This window comes from Reinekea blandensis MED297 (assembly GCF_000153185.1).
GTDB lineage: Bacteria > Pseudomonadota > Gammaproteobacteria > Pseudomonadales > Natronospirillaceae > Reinekea > Reinekea blandensis.
This window is the reverse complement of record NZ_CH724149.1, coordinates 808,222-827,759: the sequence shown is the minus strand read 5'-3', so window position 1 is coordinate 827,759 and position 19,538 is coordinate 808,222. Positions and strand designations below refer to the sequence as shown.

General features: G+C 52.6%; 19 protein-coding genes. 6 read left to right on the top strand and 13 right to left on the bottom strand.

The features are described 5' to 3' along the window. The first annotated feature begins 181 nt into the window (after nucleotides 1–181). Together MED297_RS03775 and MED297_RS03770 are read left to right on the top strand one after the other, a co-directional pair. Nucleotides 182–1,324 carry an AraC family transcriptional regulator gene (locus MED297_RS03775; RefSeq protein ID WP_083779320.1) on the top strand — a complete coding sequence of 381 codons (1,143 nt, stop codon included), beginning with the start codon at nucleotides 182–184 and terminating at the stop codon, nucleotides 1,322–1,324. Between the two features lie 79 nt (nucleotides 1,325–1,403). Continuing rightward, entirely contained in the window at nucleotides 1,404–2,588 is a 1,185-nt protein-coding gene (locus tag MED297_RS03770; protein WP_008042521.1) for an ROK family protein, read from the top strand. Between the two features lie 86 nt (nucleotides 2,589–2,674). Here MED297_RS03770 and xylA read toward each other — a convergent pair whose 3' ends face one another. Continuing rightward, nucleotides 2,675–4,006, bottom strand: coding sequence for a xylose isomerase (gene xylA, locus MED297_RS03765; protein ID WP_008042520.1), 1,332 nt, complete (start codon nucleotides 4,004–4,006; stop codon nucleotides 2,675–2,677). After that, nucleotides 4,003–5,493 (bottom strand): xylulokinase, encoded by a 1,491-nt coding sequence (gene xylB / locus MED297_RS03760; protein ID WP_040556424.1) that lies wholly within the window; start codon nucleotides 5,491–5,493, stop codon nucleotides 4,003–4,005. The genes xylA and xylB overlap by 4 nt, the downstream gene beginning before the upstream one ends. 208 nt (nucleotides 5,494–5,701) lie before the next feature. Between xylB and tal the strand changes: the two genes are divergently transcribed. Next, nucleotides 5,702–6,661 carry a transaldolase gene (tal, locus tag MED297_RS03755; RefSeq protein WP_008042518.1) on the top strand — a complete coding sequence of 320 codons (960 nt, stop codon included), beginning with the start codon at nucleotides 5,702–5,704 and terminating at the stop codon, nucleotides 6,659–6,661. Between the two features lie 51 nt (nucleotides 6,662–6,712). Here tal and MED297_RS03750 read toward each other — a convergent pair whose 3' ends face one another. After that, complete coding sequence (locus MED297_RS03750; RefSeq protein ID WP_008042517.1) at nucleotides 6,713–7,114, bottom strand: DUF4864 domain-containing protein; 402 nt, start codon at nucleotides 7,112–7,114, stop codon at nucleotides 6,713–6,715. Between the two features lie 226 nt (nucleotides 7,115–7,340). Here MED297_RS03750 and MED297_RS03745 point away from each other — a divergent pair, with 226 nt between their 5' ends. After that, complete coding sequence (locus tag MED297_RS03745) at nucleotides 7,341–7,985, top strand: glutathione S-transferase family protein (RefSeq protein ID WP_008042515.1); 645 nt, start codon at nucleotides 7,341–7,343, stop codon at nucleotides 7,983–7,985. Between the two features lie 58 nt (nucleotides 7,986–8,043). Here MED297_RS03745 and MED297_RS03740 read toward each other — a convergent pair whose 3' ends face one another. Together MED297_RS03740 and MED297_RS03735 are read right to left on the bottom strand one after the other, a co-directional pair. Beyond that, nucleotides 8,044–8,517: an SMI1/KNR4 family protein gene (locus MED297_RS03740; protein WP_008042514.1), complete on the bottom strand. Its 474-nt coding sequence runs from the start codon at nucleotides 8,515–8,517 to the stop codon at nucleotides 8,044–8,046. Nucleotides 8,518–8,599: 82 nt separating this feature from the next. Further along, entirely contained in the window at nucleotides 8,600–8,992 is a 393-nt protein-coding gene (locus tag MED297_RS03735) for an NUDIX domain-containing protein (protein ID WP_008042513.1), read from the bottom strand. Nucleotides 8,993–9,537: 545 nt separating this feature from the next. Here MED297_RS03735 and MED297_RS03730 point away from each other — a divergent pair. Next, nucleotides 9,538–10,461 (top strand): patatin-like phospholipase family protein, encoded by a 924-nt coding sequence (locus MED297_RS03730; protein WP_008042511.1) that lies wholly within the window; start codon nucleotides 9,538–9,540, stop codon nucleotides 10,459–10,461. A gap of 69 nt (nucleotides 10,462–10,530) precedes the next feature. Here the strand turns inward: MED297_RS03730 and MED297_RS03725 are convergent, their stop codons facing one another. After that, nucleotides 10,531–11,580, bottom strand: a complete 1,050-nt coding sequence (locus tag MED297_RS03725) for a phospholipase A (RefSeq protein WP_050762856.1) — start codon at nucleotides 11,578–11,580, stop codon at nucleotides 10,531–10,533. A 190-nt stretch (nucleotides 11,581–11,770) separates the two neighbouring features. On the opposite strand from MED297_RS03725, the gene MED297_RS03720 reads away from it, so the two are divergent. Beyond that, nucleotides 11,771–12,175, top strand: a complete 405-nt coding sequence (locus MED297_RS03720) for a hypothetical protein (RefSeq protein WP_008042509.1) — start codon at nucleotides 11,771–11,773, stop codon at nucleotides 12,173–12,175. Nucleotides 12,176–12,218: 43 nt separating this feature from the next. On the opposite strand, the gene MED297_RS03715 is transcribed toward MED297_RS03720, so the two are convergent. The 7 genes from MED297_RS03715 to MED297_RS03685 all read right to left on the bottom strand — a co-directional run bounded on the left by MED297_RS03715 (nucleotide 12,219) and on the right by MED297_RS03685 (nucleotide 19,523). Continuing rightward, nucleotides 12,219–13,505, bottom strand: coding sequence for a DUF945 family protein (locus MED297_RS03715; protein WP_008042508.1), 1,287 nt, complete (start codon nucleotides 13,503–13,505; stop codon nucleotides 12,219–12,221). A 178-nt stretch (nucleotides 13,506–13,683) separates the two neighbouring features. Then, nucleotides 13,684–15,225 carry a phospholipase D family protein gene (locus MED297_RS03710; RefSeq protein WP_083779318.1) on the bottom strand — a complete coding sequence of 514 codons (1,542 nt, stop codon included), beginning with the start codon at nucleotides 15,223–15,225 and terminating at the stop codon, nucleotides 13,684–13,686. Between the two features lie 177 nt (nucleotides 15,226–15,402). Continuing rightward, complete coding sequence (locus MED297_RS03705) at nucleotides 15,403–16,755, bottom strand: leucyl aminopeptidase family protein (RefSeq protein WP_008042506.1); 1,353 nt, start codon at nucleotides 16,753–16,755, stop codon at nucleotides 15,403–15,405. A 105-nt stretch (nucleotides 16,756–16,860) separates the two neighbouring features. Then, nucleotides 16,861–17,178: an AzlD domain-containing protein gene (locus tag MED297_RS03700; RefSeq protein ID WP_083779317.1), complete on the bottom strand. Its 318-nt coding sequence runs from the start codon at nucleotides 17,176–17,178 to the stop codon at nucleotides 16,861–16,863. Continuing rightward, nucleotides 17,168–17,866, bottom strand: a complete 699-nt coding sequence (locus MED297_RS03695) for an AzlC family ABC transporter permease (RefSeq protein ID WP_040556423.1) — start codon at nucleotides 17,864–17,866, stop codon at nucleotides 17,168–17,170. The genes MED297_RS03700 and MED297_RS03695 overlap by 11 nt, the downstream gene beginning before the upstream one ends. Beyond that, nucleotides 17,863–18,396: a thioesterase family protein gene (locus tag MED297_RS03690; RefSeq protein WP_008042503.1), complete on the bottom strand. Its 534-nt coding sequence runs from the start codon at nucleotides 18,394–18,396 to the stop codon at nucleotides 17,863–17,865. The genes MED297_RS03695 and MED297_RS03690 overlap by 4 nt, the downstream gene beginning before the upstream one ends. Then, on the bottom strand, nucleotides 18,393–19,523 hold the full coding sequence (locus MED297_RS03685; protein WP_008042502.1) for an ATP-NAD kinase family protein: 1,131 nt from the start codon (nucleotides 19,521–19,523) through the stop codon (nucleotides 18,393–18,395). The genes MED297_RS03690 and MED297_RS03685 overlap by 4 nt, the downstream gene beginning before the upstream one ends. Nucleotides 19,524–19,538: the final 15 nt, after the last annotated feature.

The window sequence follows — 19,538 nt, the reverse complement described above, 5'->3', positions numbered from 1 at the left end:
TTGCAAAAATTAGCATTCCAATTATGAAATATCACAAATGACTGAAGAGCCCGTTATTACTGGCTTTCGGGCCGGATGAGCCGGTCAATCCGGCTTGACGTAGCCATTTTTTTGAAAAATAACGGTCAATTTTCGTGATAAGCTGGCCTTTGGATACAACTTCCAACTTAGAGCAACTCGGATGACATCGAGCGTAAACGAAATTCTAGTGCTGTTTGATATCAAACAACCGTACGATCGGAAGATTACAGACGGCATTTTGGATGCCATGCACAACTCTAATCGCAACCTGCAGATCACCTTTATGACTTACGACGAAGCGTTGCTGGTTGCTCACGATCAGGACTGGGACGCCATCATCGCTGACTTTGATCGGCTACCGAATATTGACTTGTGCGCCTCACTGAAAGCTCCCACGGTGGCGGTGTTCAGCAACCTGCAACGAATGCCGGAGCTGACCGATATTCCGGTTATTTTTCTGGCCCCGGACAGCGAAAAGATCTGTCAGCTCGCACGTGACCATCTGCTGGCATGCGGGTGCCGACAATTTGCTTATTTTGCGGGCACGGCGGATGACATCGGTTTATGGGCACGCGAACGAAGACTGTGCTTCAAGCAAGCTGTGCTCGAGGAAGGATTAAACTGGGCCGGAGCCTACACCACCCAATCGATTCGCCATTTTCTGCAGACAGATTTAGCCCCCGGCACTGGCTTTTTGTGCGCCAGCGACACCCAAGCCCGTCAGTTGATTACCCTCGCGCAAAACCTGAATATCAGCATACCCAGTCAGCTCTGTGTTATCGGCATTGATAATGATGAGGTGGAAAATCAATTGTCCCGCATCCCCATCAGCACGGTCACTCTGGCCCCCAGTGATTTGGGGAAAGCCGCTTTCGAAGCGTTATTTGAGTTGTCGACTCAACATCAACCCGTCACAAAACTGATACAGCCCGGTGAAGTCATGAATCGTCTGTCGGCGTTTCTGGAGGTCAACGACGATCCCCTGCTGTCGACCGCCCTTAAATTCATCTACAAGCATTACCATCGCTCCATTAAAGCGGAGCAGGTCATCGCAGAATGCAAAACTTCCCGCAACACGTTGGAGAGCCGGTTCAAAACCGTTCTGGAGAAATCGATCCACCAGGTCCTGCATGATGTCCGCCTGGAAAACGCGAAAGACATGCTGAAAAACACCCGAAAGGGCATCGACGAAGTCGCGATTCAATGCGGGTTTTCAAGCCCGCAGTATTTGTACTACATCTTCCGCAAAGAGCTCGGCATGACCCCCACCAAGTACCGCGAACTTAACACGCCAGAACACTGAGTTTCAGGCTGCACACCATGGTATGGTATAAAGAGCGTTCGCTTGCGACCCGTTGCTTTGCTTGCCCTCAGGACCATTAATGAAAAAAACCGACACCGAACAGATCCGACTTGCCAACAAAAAGCAGATCATTCATTACCTGCGGGTTCATGGCCCCATTGCCCGTGTCGATTTGGGTCAGGCACTGAAACTCAGTCCGGCCACCGTCACGGCCATCACCAGCGAGTTGCAGCAGGAAGCGCGCTTAATAGAACACCCCGCCACAACTGAAAAAACCAACACCCGTGGCCGCCCCCGCGTACTGATCGACCTGGCACCGGATGCCTTTCATGTGCTGGGGTTAAAGCTGTCCATTAATGAACTGAAGATGCACCTGGGCAACCACAAAGGTCAGGTCAGTGACGAGATGGTGATCGACCTCGACACGCGCGCGCTCAGTGAAGAAGGCCTCTTTGACGCGATCGCCAGTGCGGTTCGCCGATTCAACGCCTCCGTGCCCGCCCACAAACGCCCCAAAGCCTTAGGCATTGCTGTACAGGGCGTGGTGAACGGCTTGAATGGCGAGATCATCTGGAGCCCGGCACTTGCGGTGCGGAAGGTTCCGTTAAAGCACGAACTCGAACAACGCATCCAGTTGCCGGTCACCATCGCCAACGATGCCAACTGCCTGACCATGGCGATTCGACATCAGCGTCGCTACCAATCGCTGACGGATTTCGCCGTCATCATGCTCGGCTATGGCATCGGTATGGGCATGGTCATTAACGGTGAGCTTTACCTGGGTCACCACGGTGCGGCCGCAGAGTTCGGACACAGCAAGTACTATCCGGAAGGTGCGCAGTGTCTGTGTGGTAAGCGCGGTTGCATTGAAGCCTATGTCGGCGACTACGCACTCTATCGCGATGCCAGTGCTTTGTTCCCTCTGAGCTGGGACAACAGCTTGCACCCGACCGAAGACAGCATGCAGGTATTGGTCAATAAAGCAGAATCCGATTCAAAAGAGTTGCGCGATTTGTTTCAACGAGCCGGTCGGGTGCTCGGCCATGGCATCAGTAATCTGATTGCGTTGCTCAGTCTCGAAAAAATAATCATCAGCGGCCCAGGGAGTCGGGCTTATCATCTGATGGAAGCTGGTTTAATGACTAATCTGGAAGATTCGTTGGTCAGCGACCTGATCGCGGAAACCACCATCGAACACGCGGCTTGGGATGAAGACATGACCATCAAGGGGATCGTTGTTCTTGCCTTGGAAGCCATCGACTGAACGCTTCGTTCAATCGATGGACATGAGTACCGAAAAGGCATTTGCAAACCGGCCACTTAACCAACCGGTTCGCCATGGTTTCGGTTTTACCGATGTACGTAGCGATTCACCAGGTTTTCCAGGTACTCCTGACGCCCGGAGATTGGCTTCGGATCGATATTCTGATCAACCGCCCACTGACTCAGTTCCGCCAGAGACAACTGTCCGGATTTAATCTTCTCACCCAGCTCACCGTTCCAACCGGCGTAACGGTTATCAACAAACGACTGCAGCTCACCAGACTCGTACAAGTCTGCCGCTTTCATGAACGCCAGCGCAATGGTATCCATGCCACCGATGTGACCGTGGAACAGATCAACCGCGTCTACCGATTCACGGCGCAGTTTGGTGTCGAAGTTAAAACCACCTGTTGTGAAACCACCCGCACGGATAATTTCATAAACCGCAGGTACCAGATCCGGCACGTTGTTCGGGAACTGGTCAGTATCCCAACCGTTCTGATGGTCACCGCGGTTAGCATCGACGGAGCCCAGAATGCCCAACGATGCCGCCGTCGCCACCTCATGTTCAAAGCTGTGTCCAGCCAGGGTCGCGTGGTTCACTTCGATGTTCACTTTGATTTCTTTTTCCAGCCCGAAACGCTGCAGGAATCCGTAAACGGTCGCGGTGTCATAATCGTACTGGTGCTTGGTCGGTTCTTGTGGTTTCGGTTCGATCAGGATGGAGCCTTCGAAACCAATCTTATGTTTGTGCTCAACCACCATTTGCAGGAAACGACCCATCTGTTCGCTTTCACGCTTCAGGTCGGTATTGAGCAGGTTCTGATAACCTTCGCGGCCACCCCACAACACGTAATTAGAACCGCCCAGTCGTTTGGTCGCATCCATCGCGTTCTGAACCTGCGACGCCGCATAAGCAAACACTTCCGGGTTCGGGTTCGTTGACGCACCACACATGTATCGAGGGTTAGAGAACGCGTTTGCCGTACCCCACAACAGTCGGATACCGGTGGCCGCCATTTTCTCTTCGGCGTAATCGAGCATCGCGGCAAAGTTTTCACGGGATTCTTTAATCGTCGCGCCTTCCGGTGCGATGTCGTAATCGTGCCAGCACCAGAACGGCACACCCAGCTTCTCCATGAACGCAAAGGCCGCGTCCATTTTTTCCCGGGCCAGGACCAGACCGTCTTCGCCAGCACGTTGCCATGGACGGTCAAAGGTGCCGATACCAAGACCGAAAATATCTTTACCGTCCCAACAGAAGTTGTGCCAATGGCAGACGGCAAACCGCAAGTGATCTTCCAGTCGCTTGCCCATCACAACCTTGTCTTTGTTGTAGTGACGGAATGCCAATGGATTGGTTGATTCCGGACCTTCATAGGGGATTGCATCAAAATCTTTAAAGTAGTCAGCACTCATGATAAGGCTCCAAGGTTAAGTGAACGTGTTTGCTGATACAGCGCACGGTAGCGTTCGAGTTTGGGTTGATAATAAGGTTTCTTTTCTGGGTTGGGTTGGTGCACTTCCACCAACGGCGGTGGCGGGCACACACTGGACACGGCCTGGTTGAACGCCGCGTCAGATAGGGTTGCCGACTCCGACAGTCGCGCCAGGCGAGCGGCCCCGAGTCCCGGTCCGACTTCACCGCCATCGCGGAATGACAGAGGCTGTTGCAGCACATCGCTGTGAATCTGCCGCCAACGGGCCGAGCGCGCGCCACCACCGATGAGCGTAATGTCATCAATCGGAGAGTCCGCGGCTCTTAAGGCGTCATAGCCGTCGGCGAAACTGAACGCCACGGCCTCAAGAATGGCCAAGGTCATCTCGGCTCGTGAAGTACTGTTTTTCAAACCGAAAAACACACCCGAGGCGGCCGGGTCGTTATGGGGCGTTCGCTCACCGGACAGATACGGTAAAAACAGTACAGGCGTTTCTTCAATGCCCTGCTCGTCCAGTTCGGCCAACAGTTGCGGAACCTCAGCCCCGACAATCTCGGCAAACCAGGATAAGCAGTTAGCGGCCGACAAACTGACGCTCATCTGATGCCAGCGCTTGGGCAAGCAGTGGCAGAACGCGTGAACGGTGTTTTCCGGGCTGGCACAATGCCCGTTACTGACCACAAACAGCACACCGGACGTCCCCAGCGAAATAAACGCCTGTCCCGGCTCAGTCACACCCACGCCCACAGCGCCACAGGCATTGTCACCACCACCGATCACGACCGGGACCGGAGGTATTCCCAATGCCGAAGCCGCTGCGTCGCTGAGTTGACCCGCCACCTGCGTGCCTTCAAGTAGCGTCGGCATATGGCGGCGGTCGAGCCCGGTTGCCGCCAGCAGGGCGTCATCCCAATCCCGCGTCTCGGGGTTCAACCACAGGGTTCCGGCTGCATCGGACATGTCCGAACAGTATTGGCCGGTCAATCGATAGGCTAAGTAGTCTTTTGGCAGCAGGATTTTCGCAACCTGCGCAAACACTTGCGGTTCATGTTGCGCCACCCACAACGCTTTCGGGGCGGTAAAACCGGGCATTGCCAGGTTTCCTGATCGCTCCCGGAAATCGCTGAGGCGGCTTTCCAACTCAACACACTGTTCCGCCGAACGGCCGTCATTCCATAAAATGCAGGGGCGCAAAACCTGGCCTTCTTCATCCAGAAACGTAGCGCCGTGCATCTGACCGGCCAAGCCCAGCGCTTTCAGCTGAGACAAGCGATCACCGAGCTGGCTCTTCAGGCCGGATACGGCCGCGATGGTTGCGGACCACCAGTCTTCGGGGTTTTGCTCTGACCACAGTGGTTGAGGGTTAGATACGTCTAATGGCGCGGAATGCGTGGCGACCAGCGCCCCCATCTCATCGATGACAACCGCTTTCACGCCGGACGTTCCCAGATCGAGTCCTAAATACACGCTGATCACCTCTTTTTGTTGTTATTCAACTGGGCTTCGACGTCAACGTCGCACCCATTTAATTTGTGTATCGAATTAATTATGTGACAAAATAACTTAAAAAATCAACAACTCCCAGCATAAGCATAAAAAACAATATAAAAAGCCAGATATTTATAAAAATAACCATCAATTAAATTTATCTATAAAAATATAAGGGAAACCAACGATGAGCACGCAACTTGAGCAACTGAAAGCCATGACCACGGTCGTCGCCGATACCGGTGACATCCACGCCATTGAGGCGTATCAGCCGGAAGAGGCCACCACAAACCCATCACTGATTTATGCCGCCGCCCAGATGCCGCAGTACCAATCCTTGATTGATGAAGCCATCACCACCGCCCGTAAGCACAACCCGTCCGACTGGCTGAATGAGGCCATGGACCGTCTGGCGGTCAATTTTGGTATTGAACTGTCGAAACGGGTACCGGGGCGGGTCTCAACCGAAGTGGATGCGCGCTTATCGTTTGACGCAGAGGCAACGATGCAAAAGGCTCGGAAGTTCATCCAACTCTATGAAGCACAGGGCGTTGGTCGTGATCGGATTCTGATTAAGATTGCCGGCACCTGGGAAGGAATTAACGCCGCGCAGCAACTCGAAGCCGAAGGCATTCAATGCAACGTCACGCTGATTTTCAATCTGGCTCAGGCCATTGCCTGCGCCGAAGCCGGCGCTTTCCTGATTTCACCCTTTGTCGGCCGGATTCTGGATTGGTACCAGGCAAGCACCGGTGAAACTTACACCGCCGAGACAGACCCGGGCGTCCGGTCGGTCGCGACGATATACCAGTATTTTAAAACCTTTGGGTACTCCACCATTGTAATGGGCGCGAGCTTCCGCAACCTCGGTGAAATCCAGGCATTGGCCGGGTGCGACAGACTCACCATTGCACCCGCCTTATTGAAACAACTGTCGGAAACCACAGACCCCCTGCCCCGCCAGCTTTCGCCGGAAACCGCCCGCCAAGATAACCTGTCCAAATTAGACATGACCGAAACCCGGTTCCGTTGGATGATGAACGAAGACCCCATGGCGACTGAAAAACTCAGCGCCGGCATCCGCGCTTTTCATGAGGACTATCAGCGCTTGAAAGCGTTCGTACAAAACCGTGCAAACGCCTCTTAATAGGCTGACGGATCGGGCTCCGGGGCCCGATCCGGTTTGATTCGGCTTTGTTCAGATATCGTCGGCAGGGCTGAGCGAGACCCCGGCAATCCGAAACGCCCCATCCTCAACCGGCATCAGCGCATACAGCAAGTCAAACCGCTGCCCACGGGTATCGCGGAGCTGAACGGTCTGTAGCCACACCTCGTCTTCCTGTTCCAACGTTCGGAACTGCAGATCGACAAAGTTCAGCATGGGCGAGTAACCGGCGGATACCATCTGCATAAAGTTAACCGGCGATCCGAATCGGGCTTTAATGGACGGGTGAGCAAACTGCCAGGCGGCTTGCGCATCCTGATTAAGAAAGGCCGTTAACTGACCGGTGATCACCTGTTGAATGGCCGCTTCTGGCGCGTCTTCCGCCTGAACCAACGAACCGGCTGATAACAGTAGAGCAAGGAGGATTGCACGCATGGCACGCTCCTATTCCAAAATATAAAAGCTTTACGCCACCCCGGTGCGAATGGTTCAATCTTTAATCAAAATAATCTGAGTGTTCAGGGACGGTTACAGTTTAAAGAAACTTGTTTCTGCCCCATAGATTAATCGGGCCGTTTCAAAGCTTCTGTTTGGAACGGCCAACCTTGAGCCACGCAATGGTTGGAAACGTTATGGGACAGCAGTTAAAGGAACGCAAACAATGAAACTGATCGGTATGCTCGATTCACCCTTCGTACGCCGCACGGCCATTGGCTTAAGCCAACTTGGGTTAACCTTCGATCACCAATCGCTGTCGGTGTTCAAAGACTACTCGACGTTTCGCCAGTTAAACCCCATGGTCAAAGCACCGACCCTGCTGCTGGACGATGGTACTGCGTTGATGGATTCCTCTTTAATACTGCAATATGCCGAGTCAATGAGCACTCACTCACTGAACCACCTCAACCCGGCCTTGTTTGCCAAGGAACAACAAATTGTCGGTACCGCGTTGATTTGTTGTGAAAAAACGGTGCAGATTGTTTATGAGTACCAGATCCGCCCCGAGGACAAACGCCATGAACCTTGGGTAAAGCGCATTGAACAACAACTGCAGGAAGCGTATCGCCAACTGAACCAACTGGCCAACACCCACCAGGCTCTGTTCGACACCAAGAAGCTGTCTCACGCCAGCATTGCTACTGCGGTCGCTTGGAATTTCACTCGGCAGATGCGACCTGAACAACTGGGGAACGATGCCTTTCCACGACTGCGGGATTGGTCAGCGGAATGTGAGAAGACGGAGGCGTTTCGGAAGTACCCTTATGACGATGCGATGTCGGGTGGAGGACCTTGGGCGAGCGCTTAACGCATCGTCATGAATTCAGGTAGATTGAAACTGAAAACAAGCTCAAAACACGAGCCTGTCAGAACTGCTCAAACTCGGATTCTGCAACTAACCGAGACATAAAAGCTTTAAATGACGATGCCAGTTCAAACGTCTCGTCACTTTCAACGTCGAGCCATCTAACGGTAGGCTCGCCGCCATTGCGATAATCTAAAGTAATCCACCAATGGCCGGCCCCTGAAAGTAGCACCTGCCGCTCAGGTAAACCCCACTCTTCTGTCATGTACTCGGTATCAAGAATGTTCTGAGCGGTCTCAACCGCCTCGTCAGTAACGATTCCAAACAACTCATTCAATGGAACATGGTCTTCTGCCCACGAGTTTTCTTGATCTGTCGGAAACACAAAGTTCGTCGTATAGCCACCATTCTGCTGTTTTAACAACTCTACATATTCAGCAGGCAGTTTCACACCCAACTTTTTTTCTGCGACTTCTAACATCTCATCGGTTAGTTCCGGGTGATTGTAGAAATTTTCTCCCCAAAAATTATCCATACTCGTTAACTCGTCCTTTATCTATAAGCTTTCATTTCCATGCGCGGTAGCAAAATTAGAGACTTACTACGACATGGTTTGTTTAACGCGTGGGCACCAGCAGCTCGTTTTTAAGTTCCTTAACAGCAGTAAAAGTAATATGAGTACTGTCACCAGGCAAGCGATTTAACGGAAACCATGAGACTTCCCTACATAGCTCAGACTCCGCATTAACAAGTTCACCAGACCAATTTAAACACAGAAAAAAATGGTGTTTGTTGCCTTTGTAATCGATAAGGCTAAATAAGTGATCCAGCTCGTGAGTATCGACGCCAACTTCTTCTTTCGCTTCACGAATTGCGGCGTCTAATGGCATCTCTCCGGGTTCCAGTTTACCGCTAGGAAAGCCCCATCGTTCATTTTCTGCTTGAACATTTTGACGATATCCAAGCAACACATGGTTTCCCTTTTTAAATTTAATTTGGGCGATTTCCAATACAACGTTTCCTTAAAGATAAAGCTGAACTTGCGTGAGGAGACATTTTCCGAACTCATAATAACGATCTAGTTATGATGCCGTTGTAAAGAGTCCACTAGGCTATGGGGTTATACCCTGTTTCTACGGAAAACAGCGATGTTAGCCGGCACTCCGTGTAAAACAGAGTAAAACAGAACCATCACTTGCTCGTCGGGTTTAACGAAGGTAACGTTTTCGTCACTGATCTGACCCACCCCTGACTGAGCACCTTTCTAACTCTATCAGGGCCTGACAACGAGTCGACCATTAAACGACCAACGCGCACAAAACTTTGCGGTCGGTCAAAAGTTCGGTCTAAAGCAGATGATGTTCAATTTGAAAAGCGTATCATGCGCGCTGAACTCATGACTTTGGACACTGACGATGAGCAACGCTTTCGTTAAAAAATGCACCGACTGCGGCGCATTCGGCGCGTCATTTCAGATCACCGATGCAGACGGCAACAAAATTCATCTGTGTAACGATTGCAACCAGAAGCGAAAAGCCAAGGATAAACCTGAAAAATGAGCCAGCCGAATACCTCCGCATCCCCTACCCACGCACTGGTCGTCGAGGGGGGTGCTATGCGGGGGATATTCGCCGCTGGCGTTTTAGATCACTTCCTTGACGAAAACTACCACCCCTTTGACCGTTGCATTGGCGTCTCGGCCGGGTCCACCAATCTGGCCGGGTATCTGACCGGACAACGCGGTCGAAGCTATACCATCATTACCGATTACTCCTGCCGGAGTGACTTTTTCAGCCTGCGCAATTACCTGAAGGGCGGTCACTACATCAACCTGGATTGGCTTTGGGCCATTGCCCGGGACGAATATGAGTTGGATTCGGCCGCCTACGCCGCGCAACCAGTGCCGCTTGAAGTGGTCACGACCGACGTGAATACCGGGTTGGCGCGTTATACCGTCTCTACGGGTGACTCCCTGGAAGCCGACTTGCTGGCCTCCTGTGCGGTGCCGATGGCTTACCGGCACTACCCGACGATTGACGGCGAACCCCAAACCGATGGCGGCGTGGCCGACTCCATACCAGTGATCCGCGCTTATGAATCCGGCGCCCGACAAATCACGGTGATCTGCTCCCGCGCTCAAGGCTATCGAAAACGACCGCCGCGTTTCCCGCAAGCCGTTCGGCGCCTGTTCCGCTCGACGCCCGTTTTGGCAGAAGCCATGATTCGCCGGCACATTGCCTACAACCGTGCCGTCGATTTTTTGGAAAACCCACCGGCCGACTGCGATGTGAAGGTCATCTACCCTCCGGAGTCGTTTCGGGTGTCAAGAACCACGACCGATCTGGGCGCACTCAACGCCGGTTACGAGGCCGGTATAAAAGCAGGGCAATCGCTGGTTCAAGGCGATCTTCAAAGGGCACACAAGCCTCACGAGCCCATCGGCAATGACAAATCGATAAAATCCGTTTCTTCGTCGTAAACGGGGACTGCACACTTACGTTTACTGACGATAAAGCCCCACCCACTTGAGCTTTTCTGTGTGTTGGGCTTATAGCCAACCGCTCAGTTCGATCCCCAGCCCGATGGAGCGACTGTAGCTGTCGTAATCAATCAAGCTCTCGCCGTAGCCTTCGAAGTAATTAAACCGGCCGCGGACCCGGTCATTGATCGGAAACGACCACGACAACTCGGCAGCGCCCTTATTGTTGTCAAACTCCAGGTTATTGCGCAGCATCAGGGCAAAGCGCTGCTCGCCGGCCGCATAGGCTACGTTTAAGTCAAAGTGGCCGAGATAATGCTGGATATCGGGGTTATCATCACCGATTGGGTCGCCGGGGTAGCTCGGCTCCGGCGCGGGAATGCGGTACCAGGGTCTCAGCGCCATAACCACCGGTCCACTCTCCCACAGTGTCTGGAAAATAACGCGATTCCAGCTGCGTGAGTCTTCACCACCGCGGCCGTTAGATTGATGATTTAACGACAGTGCGTTGCCAACATTACGGAACGGCCCCAGCTCCAAACCGCTGCCCAGGGTCAAAATGAGTTCGGGTTCATGGTTGGTATCGCGGAACGGGGACGACAGCTCCAGATTATAGGCCTGCCAGAACGACTGAGCCGTGTAGGCAAACGCCAGGTTGCCATAGTCGCGATAGATCCCGTTGATCAGCATGACCTTCAGACTCAACTGAAACTGCACTTCAAAACTCTGCAGATTTCCCTCGCCCGGGTCGATGTAATCGTCATTCGGGTAATGGGTGTAAGTTAAGGGCATCAGGTGATTCGGTCGATGCGGTAACAGGCTGAACGGGTTATTCACGGAAAACTTTTCGAGCGCAATACGCCGTTGCAAGGGCGTGTTGTCTTCGTCGAAGACGTCTTCGCCACGGAAGTCTGCGCTGCAATAGTTGCGTAACCGGGCAACCGACAACAACGTGGAAGCACTTTCTGTCATGCTCAGTATGCATTGCTCATAGGAAGACAAGGACGCTTCCGTTCGTTCTGTGCCCGTCTCAATCACTATCTCGTCGGCGACGACAAATGACGCGCAGAGAGTCAGCATGCAAAGCAAGCTTTTAACGATTATGGTGTTTTGGGTCATTCCTGATCCCCACGTTCAGGCGCATTCGAGCTAAGATCGGTCATCGTTGTCGTCTGCTTCATCATTTATCGCTCAGCCTAACATGTTATCGTCAAGCAATAACATTGGGACGCGACATTCGCTGTAAATCCGCTGTCGCATTATCAGGGCCCTGAACTAAACTTTGTCAACAAAACGCTATGGATTGATCATGAGCTATCGGCACAACCCAAACTCGACCACGCTTGCAGAAATTGACAAAACATTGCAATTCATCCGCGAGCGTGCGCCGGAGCTTTTTGAACGGGAAGGCGCGACAAAGTGGACGGAGGGTCACCGGGTTTTCTTCGACCCAGAAGGTCCTGATGATCAATACACCTTTATGGTCGGTGCTTTGAAAAACGGTAACGTCACCTGGCATATGATGCCGATTTACGCCGTCCCCGAACTCAAAGAACGCTGGGCCACCGCATTGCGACCGTTCCTTTCGGGGAAGAGCTGCATTCAGTTCAAAAGCTTTGATGAACTGCCGCAAGACGCACTCGACGACATTGTGCGCAAGGGTACGCCCGCCTTTGGGCAAGTACTTAATACCCTGAAAAAGAAAAAGCGGTGAGCATCACCGCTTTCATTCAAGCTGCGTTATCTGCCTCTAACTTTTAAAAAGGCAGTGGCATAGGCTGACCGTTCAGCATCACTCGCCCGTTTTCCAGAGAGGCGTTCATCACATATTCGTCACCTTGTGATATCAACGCACCGGTCATCAGCAGTCCCATCATCGGGTCATACAGCTCTGGAATATCAACCAGACCGGCATCGATTGTGACATCAGCCGACGCCGAGATCATCGGGAAGAGCCCCATCAGTGAGATGGGCACATTCACATCCACCAGCTCATTCTTTGGCACTGTCAGCTGAGCTGCCAATTGCACCGATTGATCATTAACGGTGGCATGCCAGTCATCGAACGAAATATTAAAACCGTTTTTCAGCAGAACATTGGCTTCGTCTTTCAGAGCCGCACTCGGTACCCCCGTGGAGTCCATCGCGGCCACTTCGGCCATCAACCGTTCGTAGTTACCCGCTTCAAGACCGGAAAACGATGTCGTCATGCTCAGGTCATCGACAATCATCGAAGTCGTTTCTTCATCGATGTTAATTTTATCCATCGACACCGTCATCGCACCAGAATAAAGCTGATCCACCACTTCCCCGTTGGCAGTAAACGTCAGTGCGTCCAGAACAAAGGTTGTCGGGTAGTCGTCATCTATTTGAATATTGATGGACTCAATCGAGGCCGTTTGCGTGCCGTCAAACAAACCGGACGCGAGCGATTGTCCTTCTGCGCTAAAACTGACCGGCGCGATATTTAACTGAGTACTCTCGGTCTGACTGGCAACGTTCATTCCGGGCCATTGCCCCTGCATGACCACCTCACCAGAAACGGTGCCGGCTATATCAACCGTCATCGGTGACATCGACACCGACCAATCGGCTTCGGTTTCATTTACCGCGATCGACTGCAACTGAGTCTGGTAGTTTCCGCTGGCGCTGATCTGGCTGGTGCCGGTGAGGAACGGGCGGTCAACCAAATAACGGTTCAGCAACGCCTGCAGTTCCGGGTCCATCGTTGGGTCTGAAATCTGCGAGTCTAATAACACTTCATGCTGAACATTGGTACGCCAAGGCCGCTGTGTAATGTCATTATTGATGAGAATCGGAACTGGCAAGCTGCCATCACTGGCAGTGAGGCGCAAGCTCAGCTGGCGGGACAGCCAGGTATTAGTATCCTGTTCAACGCTGACTTTAAAACCCGACTGTTCAGCCACGGTGGTCAGCCGATCAACCTGTTCGTCAATCTTATTGTCGGATATGACCAGTGATCCGGCGGTAACACCTCCGACAACCACCACTGTGGCCGCAATACCGGCCGCTAAATATTTCATGACTACTCCTTTTCTGAGTCTGTTCATCCATAACTTGCGAACCGGAACACACTTTTCCGGCACTGGCGTGCAGCATCAGCCGCACGCGTTGGATCATCAGGTTATAAAGCTGCGATTCCCAACGTCCAGTGCCGATGAGAATACAAACAAATCATCAGACCGTACAGTGCAACTGCCCTTAATAGTATTCCGCACCAGGCACCCGACTGAGAATTTCCGCGCCAAAACGTTCCAACGCGGTGGTGTTAGGTTCTTCCCGCGTTTCAATCAGTTCATTGTCTTCAATGGTCATCCATAACAGTTCGTCGCCGAGGAACTTCGGTTGCCATGACGCTTTTAGAGTCATCAGGTTGCGCATCTGCTGTTTCAATTGCGCCGCCATCTCAACACTGTCGATGATCAATGCGGATTCGGTGTTCAAATAGGCTGATCTGAGATTAAAGTTAAATGACCCGGCATAAACAAAGCGCTCATCAAACACCGCGGTTTTGGTGTGCAGGCTGATCCGTTGCGACTGGCTGCAATGACCCGCCGCAATGTAACCGAGCTGACAGGTATCGATCAGCGGTTTGGCTTCATACAGTTCGATGCCACTGGCAACAATGTTCTCACGATATTTGGCATAGCTGGCATGGTTCAGAAAAACCGTGTTCGACGCCATTGAGTTGGTGAGAAAACGAACACGTACACCGGAGCGCTGCTTGTCACTCAAGTACTCGGTCACTTCCGGGCTGAGGACCAGATACGCGGACTCAATTAACATTTCTCTTTCGGTATTTCGAACTAAATCAGCCAGCTCCTGTGCGGCCGTTTTCGGAAGATCCCCCACCGACGGATCACGTACGCCAGCTTTATCAGCCACAAACCGGGTTGGTGCCCAGACCATCTGAGAATGAATATCCATCAAAAACGCTTCGACGGATTCAGGTTGATTATCGGGTTCGAAGTGATCTCCCGCTAATTGATTAGCGATGGCCGTTCGTTCTTCATCATCAATGTTTGAATAACTGAGTTCAGCCGCCGGCACCGTCATGCGGTTATGCCAGTATTCATTGAAGCTCTCGCTGACCTGATTAACAACCGGCCCGATACTCAGCACATCGGCATCCAGATAATTCACCTCCGGATGATGAAAAAAATAGCTGTCACTGACATTGCGGCCTCCGGTGATGGTGGCAACACCATCCACCGTAAAGGACTTATTATGCATACGGCGATTCAACCGATCGAAGTCCGTCGCCAGGTTCAGCGCCCGACCAATATTGGTTTCTGCCAGAAAAGGATTATAGAAATGCACTTCAATATTAGGTTGTTCATCAACCCAGGCCAAAAGACCATTCAGGTCCTGAGTGATCCATCCGTCCAGGAGCAGACGAACGTCAACACCCCGTTCGGCGGCTTCAAGTAATTGTTTGATCAGATAGCGTCCGGTCTGGTCATTCTTCCAGAGAAAATACTGCACATCGATGCTGTTGTCAGCGGATTGAATCAACGCGACCCGAGCACGTAATGCCAGTTCGCCATTGCGAATCAACAGATTCCCGGACTCGTCTGGCTCGGTATTTTCCGGAACTGGCAACACCTTGGCCAATCGGGAGAATGCCTGCACGTTAGCGGGCTCCGGCATCACTTCCGTTACTCGGGGTTGAAAGGTCACACACCCGGATAGGATCAGCAAACCCAACGACAAACAGGTTATCCGGTACAGGCTTCTTCGCATGTTTAATCTCGATAAGAAAGGTAAGAATAGAGTCACACTGTAAACGGCCAGGTGCGCGCATCACAATAGCCGGTAAGTCACCCTGTTTAAGTTTCAGGTCACTATCACCAAGCCACCGTGATAAAAAATAAAAAAAGGCCGGACAATCCGGCCTGTTCTGTTCTTAAAAGTTACCCATCAGGAATAACGTTTCTGCAGCGCAGTGAACACGGCACGCAGACCCATGGCGTCACCGCCCACGGGTCGACCGGGACGAGGACGATCATTCCAGGCCCCGACATCAAAGTGAACCCAAGGTGACTGTTCAACAAAGTGCTGCAGATAAAGCGCGGCAGTAATGGACCCACCAAATGGTTTGGCGGCGCCATTCACCAGATCAGAGATCGTACCTTTCATGAACTCCGCGTACCCCTGATGCAGAGGCAAACGCCAAATTGCGTCTTCGGCTTCATCACCACCGGCTTGCAATGCCTGGGCAACACCATCGTCGGTACTGTAATAGCCTGGTACTTCCAGGCCCAGCGCTACCCGTGCCGCACCGGTTAGGGTTGCGAAATCGATCAACAGGTCCGGCTGTTCGTCATCGGCCAGCGCAAGGGCATCACACAGAACCAGACGACCTTCAGCGTCGGTGTTATCGATCTCGACTGTCAGCCCTTTACGGGTCTTAACGATATCGCCCGGTCGGAACGCGTTACCGGACACAGCATTCTCAACAGCTGGAACTAACACTCGCAAACGAACCGGTAGCTTGTTGGCCATGATCAGACTCGCCAGACCCAGAACATGAGCGGCACCGCCCATGTCTTTCTTCATCAGGCGCATGCCGGAGGCCGGTTTTAAATCCAAACCGCCGCTGTCAAAACATACCCCTTTGCCGACCAGAGTCAGTTTCGGATGCGAAGGATCGCCCCAAGTCAGATCCAGCAAGCGTGGCGCATGGACGGACGCGCGTCCGACCAGATGAATGGTCGGGAAGTTCTGCGCCAACAGGTCATCACCGACAATTTCAGAAAAATGAGCGGAATGTTCCGCCGCCAGGTTCTGCATTGCCTCGGACAGGTGCTCAGGCATCATGTCGCCAGCCGGCGTATTAATCAGGTCGCGGGTCAGATAGACACCACGAGCTTCATTCACGACTCGCTGGTGTGCAGCATCGTCCGACACAAACAGGGTCGCCTGTTTCTGCGGCGTTTCCAGATAACGGGAATACTGATACTGGCCTAAAACCCAACCCAGCGCTGCGCGATATTGGGATTGCTCATCTCCTTCAATGTAAAAGTTCGCAACCGGCAGGTTGATCGCCAACTCAGACAGCACCCAAACGGAGTCTGGCTCATCACTGACCAGCAGCACCCTGTCCAGATTCCCTTGAGCATTCGGAATCAGTACATGGCCAGTGCCGGTAAACCCACTGTGTGCCAGCCAATTACAGACAAACTCTGTCTGGGCTGAAAACCAGTTCTCGTAGTCGTCTGTTTTTACGACTTCAATTCGATGGCCTTCTCGGCCCTTAACGACATTAAACATGATGCTTCCTCTCAGTGCTTGGATACCAGTGTAAGCGCTGGCACCCGGGAAATCATCCAACCGCCCTAATCCTTAGAGGGCTGGCCCTGGCAAGCCGACTGAACGTCAACTGCCGATAAAAACACGCAGGCCCCAATAGCCGGCCATTCCGACCACCACAACCACTAACATGGGCAGTCGCATCAGCCCCATGAACACGCACAGCGCCGCAGCCAGTACTTCAGGTGTTAACGCGGTGCCCTGTTCCACCGCGCTGGAAAGCACCGGTTCAGCCACCAGTGCCGCCAGAACCGCGGCCGGTACACAGTTCAGAACATTCAGAACCGCCGGTGAAAACCGAATGTCCGGCAAAACAAAGGGCAACGCCCGAACGCCCCAGGTCACGGTAATCATACCGAGAATCATCAACAGATTAATCATCATCCGTCTCCAGGAACGAAAGCGTCGACGCCACCACGGCTGCCACGATTACTGAAAAAATGATGCCGGTTTTATGCGGCCAGTCCCGGGTGAACCAGGCAAGTACAAAGGCAATGACGGCGCTGACGATGTTTTTCCGATGCCGGAACATCGGCATCATCATGGCCAGAAACGCCGTGACCATCGCAAACTCAAGCCCGAGTGATTCGATACCGGTCAGAGAAGACCCGGCCCACAGCCCTAACCAGGTACAAAGCTGCCAATTGCCATACATGAACACGGCGGAGCCCAGATAATAGGCAACGCGCTGTTCCTCTGGCAAAACGCGTTGTAAGCGCTGATTAAAGGTTACAAAGGTTTCATCGGTCAGAAAAAAGCTCAGCGCAACTTTCTTTGGCCGTCGAAGATGCCGTAACGGCACGAGCATCGCTAATGAATACAACAAGTGTCGAAGATTGACGATAAAGGTGGTCAGTACAATGAGTGCGGCCGGCGTTCCGGCGGCCAGTAAACCCATGGCCACATATTGGGCAGACCCGGCAAACACCAGAGCTGACAAACAGATCGCCACCCAAGCGCTGACACCGCTTGCCGGAGCCAACATGCCGAACAGAAGCCCAAAAGGAATCGCCGCCAGCACCATAGGCAAGGTATCGACAACCCCGCGAAAAAAAGCCTGTCGTTTCATCATTGTTTGAAATGATCCCGCTTGGCCTTTAATGTCGCTTTCCAATCGGCAATGGCTTCTGACTCGGGTCGATTCTCTGCTGACAGGCCAAAACGTTTAAACGTCTCGGCAAATGACAGCACAGACCCCTGATAGAGCATTGCCATCCGCGCATGCGAGATCGCATAGAGCTTGCCCTGATGATAAAAGCGCTGCTCAAAATAGCCGTACTTCTCGTCCCAGCAGACCAGTGATACTTCGACATCCACTCGGCTGAAAGGCAGAAATTCCCGAATATAGGTTATTTCCTGAGCATTCAACACGCCACGATACCCTGACCGGAAAAAACGGCGCAACAATCCGTTTTGTGTCAGCCAATGCAGTCGGCCAAAATCACCGAAAGAAAAATAACGCGCGGCGGTCAGGTGAAAGTTGACATCAATGTCGTGCGGCCAAACCCGAAAGTGCAGTTTAACCGGAACAAAGGGATCAAAGCGTCGCTTGCTGAACAAGGCGCTGAAAAGAAATAAAACAAAACGTCCATAAAGATTCATCGGGCAACTACCGGATAGATTACGTGATCATGATACCCGGTCATGACCGGCATGAGACCCGCCCATGCACGATCCAGCGCCGGGTCCGAGCTGTCTATTAACAATGGGCGCCCTTCAAGCGATTTCAACTTGGTTTTGGTGCCGATAATGTCGATATTTTCACGCGTCAATTGCGCCAGAACCTGAGGGCTGAATTGTGCATTGCCACGACCAAAAATATGACCCTGACCGCCGATGATGCTGATCAAGGCCCGGCACGGATACTGTGACAACAATGACAACAGATCCGCTTCAGAGCAGTCGGCTTTTACCACCTGTCCCTGATACACCGCGTCAATGCCAAGCAATGTGTTCGGCAGATGCAAAGCGTCCATAATCGTGGCCGTACTTTTACCGCTGCCAATGAAATAACAAACGTCGTCTTGCATAGTCTCGATGAACCAGTCCGCAATATCGTTTAAAACCAGATCCTGGCTTTCGAGCCCTCCGACTTTAACGTGCTGCATAAACTCACCGGACACCGGCACCTTCATATCGCCATAGTAACGCGCCACCACGCGGTCGGATCGAAACGCCTCTTCGTCGATGTCGCGGACCTCTTCCTGATGCAGCTCGGTAATGTCGCCGTTCAACAACCCGGCCAAAACATCCCCGGCCGCATGTGGCGTCACAGCAAACACACCCGAGTGGATTTTGACCCCGGCGGGAATCCCCAGCACCGGGATGCGCTCGCCAACCACATCCAACAGGTTTCTTGCGGTGCCATCGCCGCCGGCAAATAAAATGAGATCGACCGACTGTGCCAGCAACCACTCAGCCGCACGGTAGGTTTCGGAAGCTTCGGTTTGTTCAGGCAGAGCGTCCGGTTGAACCACCAGAGACAGATTCGCCCCATATTCGTTGCGTATTGCCTCTTCACCCATCTTTCCGGGCGCACTGTACCAATGAATGCTTGCGTCCGGGCTGCGCGCATGAAGCTCTTGCAGTGTAATGGCTGTTTTGTCGTTGGCTTTGGGTTGAGCGCCGCGTTTAAGGGCTTCATTGCGAATCTCGGGGCCATCGCTGCCTTTCAGCGCGACCGATCCGCCGACGCCCGCCCAGGGGTTTATTATCAGACCGATTTTCACAGAGGTGTTCCGCTA

Bases quoted from the DNA above. Each gene is read 5' to 3' on its own strand.
- MED297_RS03775 (WP_083779320.1), top strand. From the start codon at position 182: ATGACATCGAGCGTAAACGAAATTCTAGTGCTGTTTGATATCAAACAA.
- MED297_RS03770 (WP_008042521.1), top strand. From the start codon at position 1,404: ATGAAAAAAACCGACACCGAACAGATCCGACTTGCCAACAAAAAGCAG.
- xylA (WP_008042520.1), bottom strand. From the start codon at position 4,006: ATGAGTGCTGACTACTTTAAAGATTTTGATGCAATCCCCTATGAAGGT.
- tal (WP_008042518.1), top strand. From the start codon at position 5,702: ATGAGCACGCAACTTGAGCAACTGAAAGCCATGACCACGGTCGTCGCC.
- MED297_RS03750 (WP_008042517.1), bottom strand. From the start codon at position 7,114: ATGCGTGCAATCCTCCTTGCTCTACTGTTATCAGCCGGTTCGTTGGTT.
- MED297_RS03745 (WP_008042515.1), top strand. From the start codon at position 7,341: ATGAAACTGATCGGTATGCTCGATTCACCCTTCGTACGCCGCACGGCC.
- MED297_RS03740 (WP_008042514.1), bottom strand. From the start codon at position 8,517: ATGGATAATTTTTGGGGAGAAAATTTCTACAATCACCCGGAACTAACC.
- MED297_RS03730 (WP_008042511.1), top strand. From the start codon at position 9,538: ATGAGCCAGCCGAATACCTCCGCATCCCCTACCCACGCACTGGTCGTC.
- MED297_RS03725 (WP_050762856.1), bottom strand. From the start codon at position 11,580: ATGACCCAAAACACCATAATCGTTAAAAGCTTGCTTTGCATGCTGACT.
- MED297_RS03720 (WP_008042509.1), top strand. From the start codon at position 11,771: ATGAGCTATCGGCACAACCCAAACTCGACCACGCTTGCAGAAATTGAC.
- MED297_RS03715 (WP_008042508.1), bottom strand. From the start codon at position 13,505: ATGAAATATTTAGCGGCCGGTATTGCGGCCACAGTGGTGGTTGTCGGA.
- MED297_RS03710 (WP_083779318.1), bottom strand. From the start codon at position 15,225: ATGCGAAGAAGCCTGTACCGGATAACCTGTTTGTCGTTGGGTTTGCTG.
- MED297_RS03705 (WP_008042506.1), bottom strand. From the start codon at position 16,755: ATGTTTAATGTCGTTAAGGGCCGAGAAGGCCATCGAATTGAAGTCGTA.
- MED297_RS03700 (WP_083779317.1), bottom strand. From the start codon at position 17,178: ATGATGATTAATCTGTTGATGATTCTCGGTATGATTACCGTGACCTGG.
- MED297_RS03695 (WP_040556423.1), bottom strand. From the start codon at position 17,866: ATGATGAAACGACAGGCTTTTTTTCGCGGGGTTGTCGATACCTTGCCT.
- MED297_RS03690 (WP_008042503.1), bottom strand. From the start codon at position 18,396: ATGAATCTTTATGGACGTTTTGTTTTATTTCTTTTCAGCGCCTTGTTC.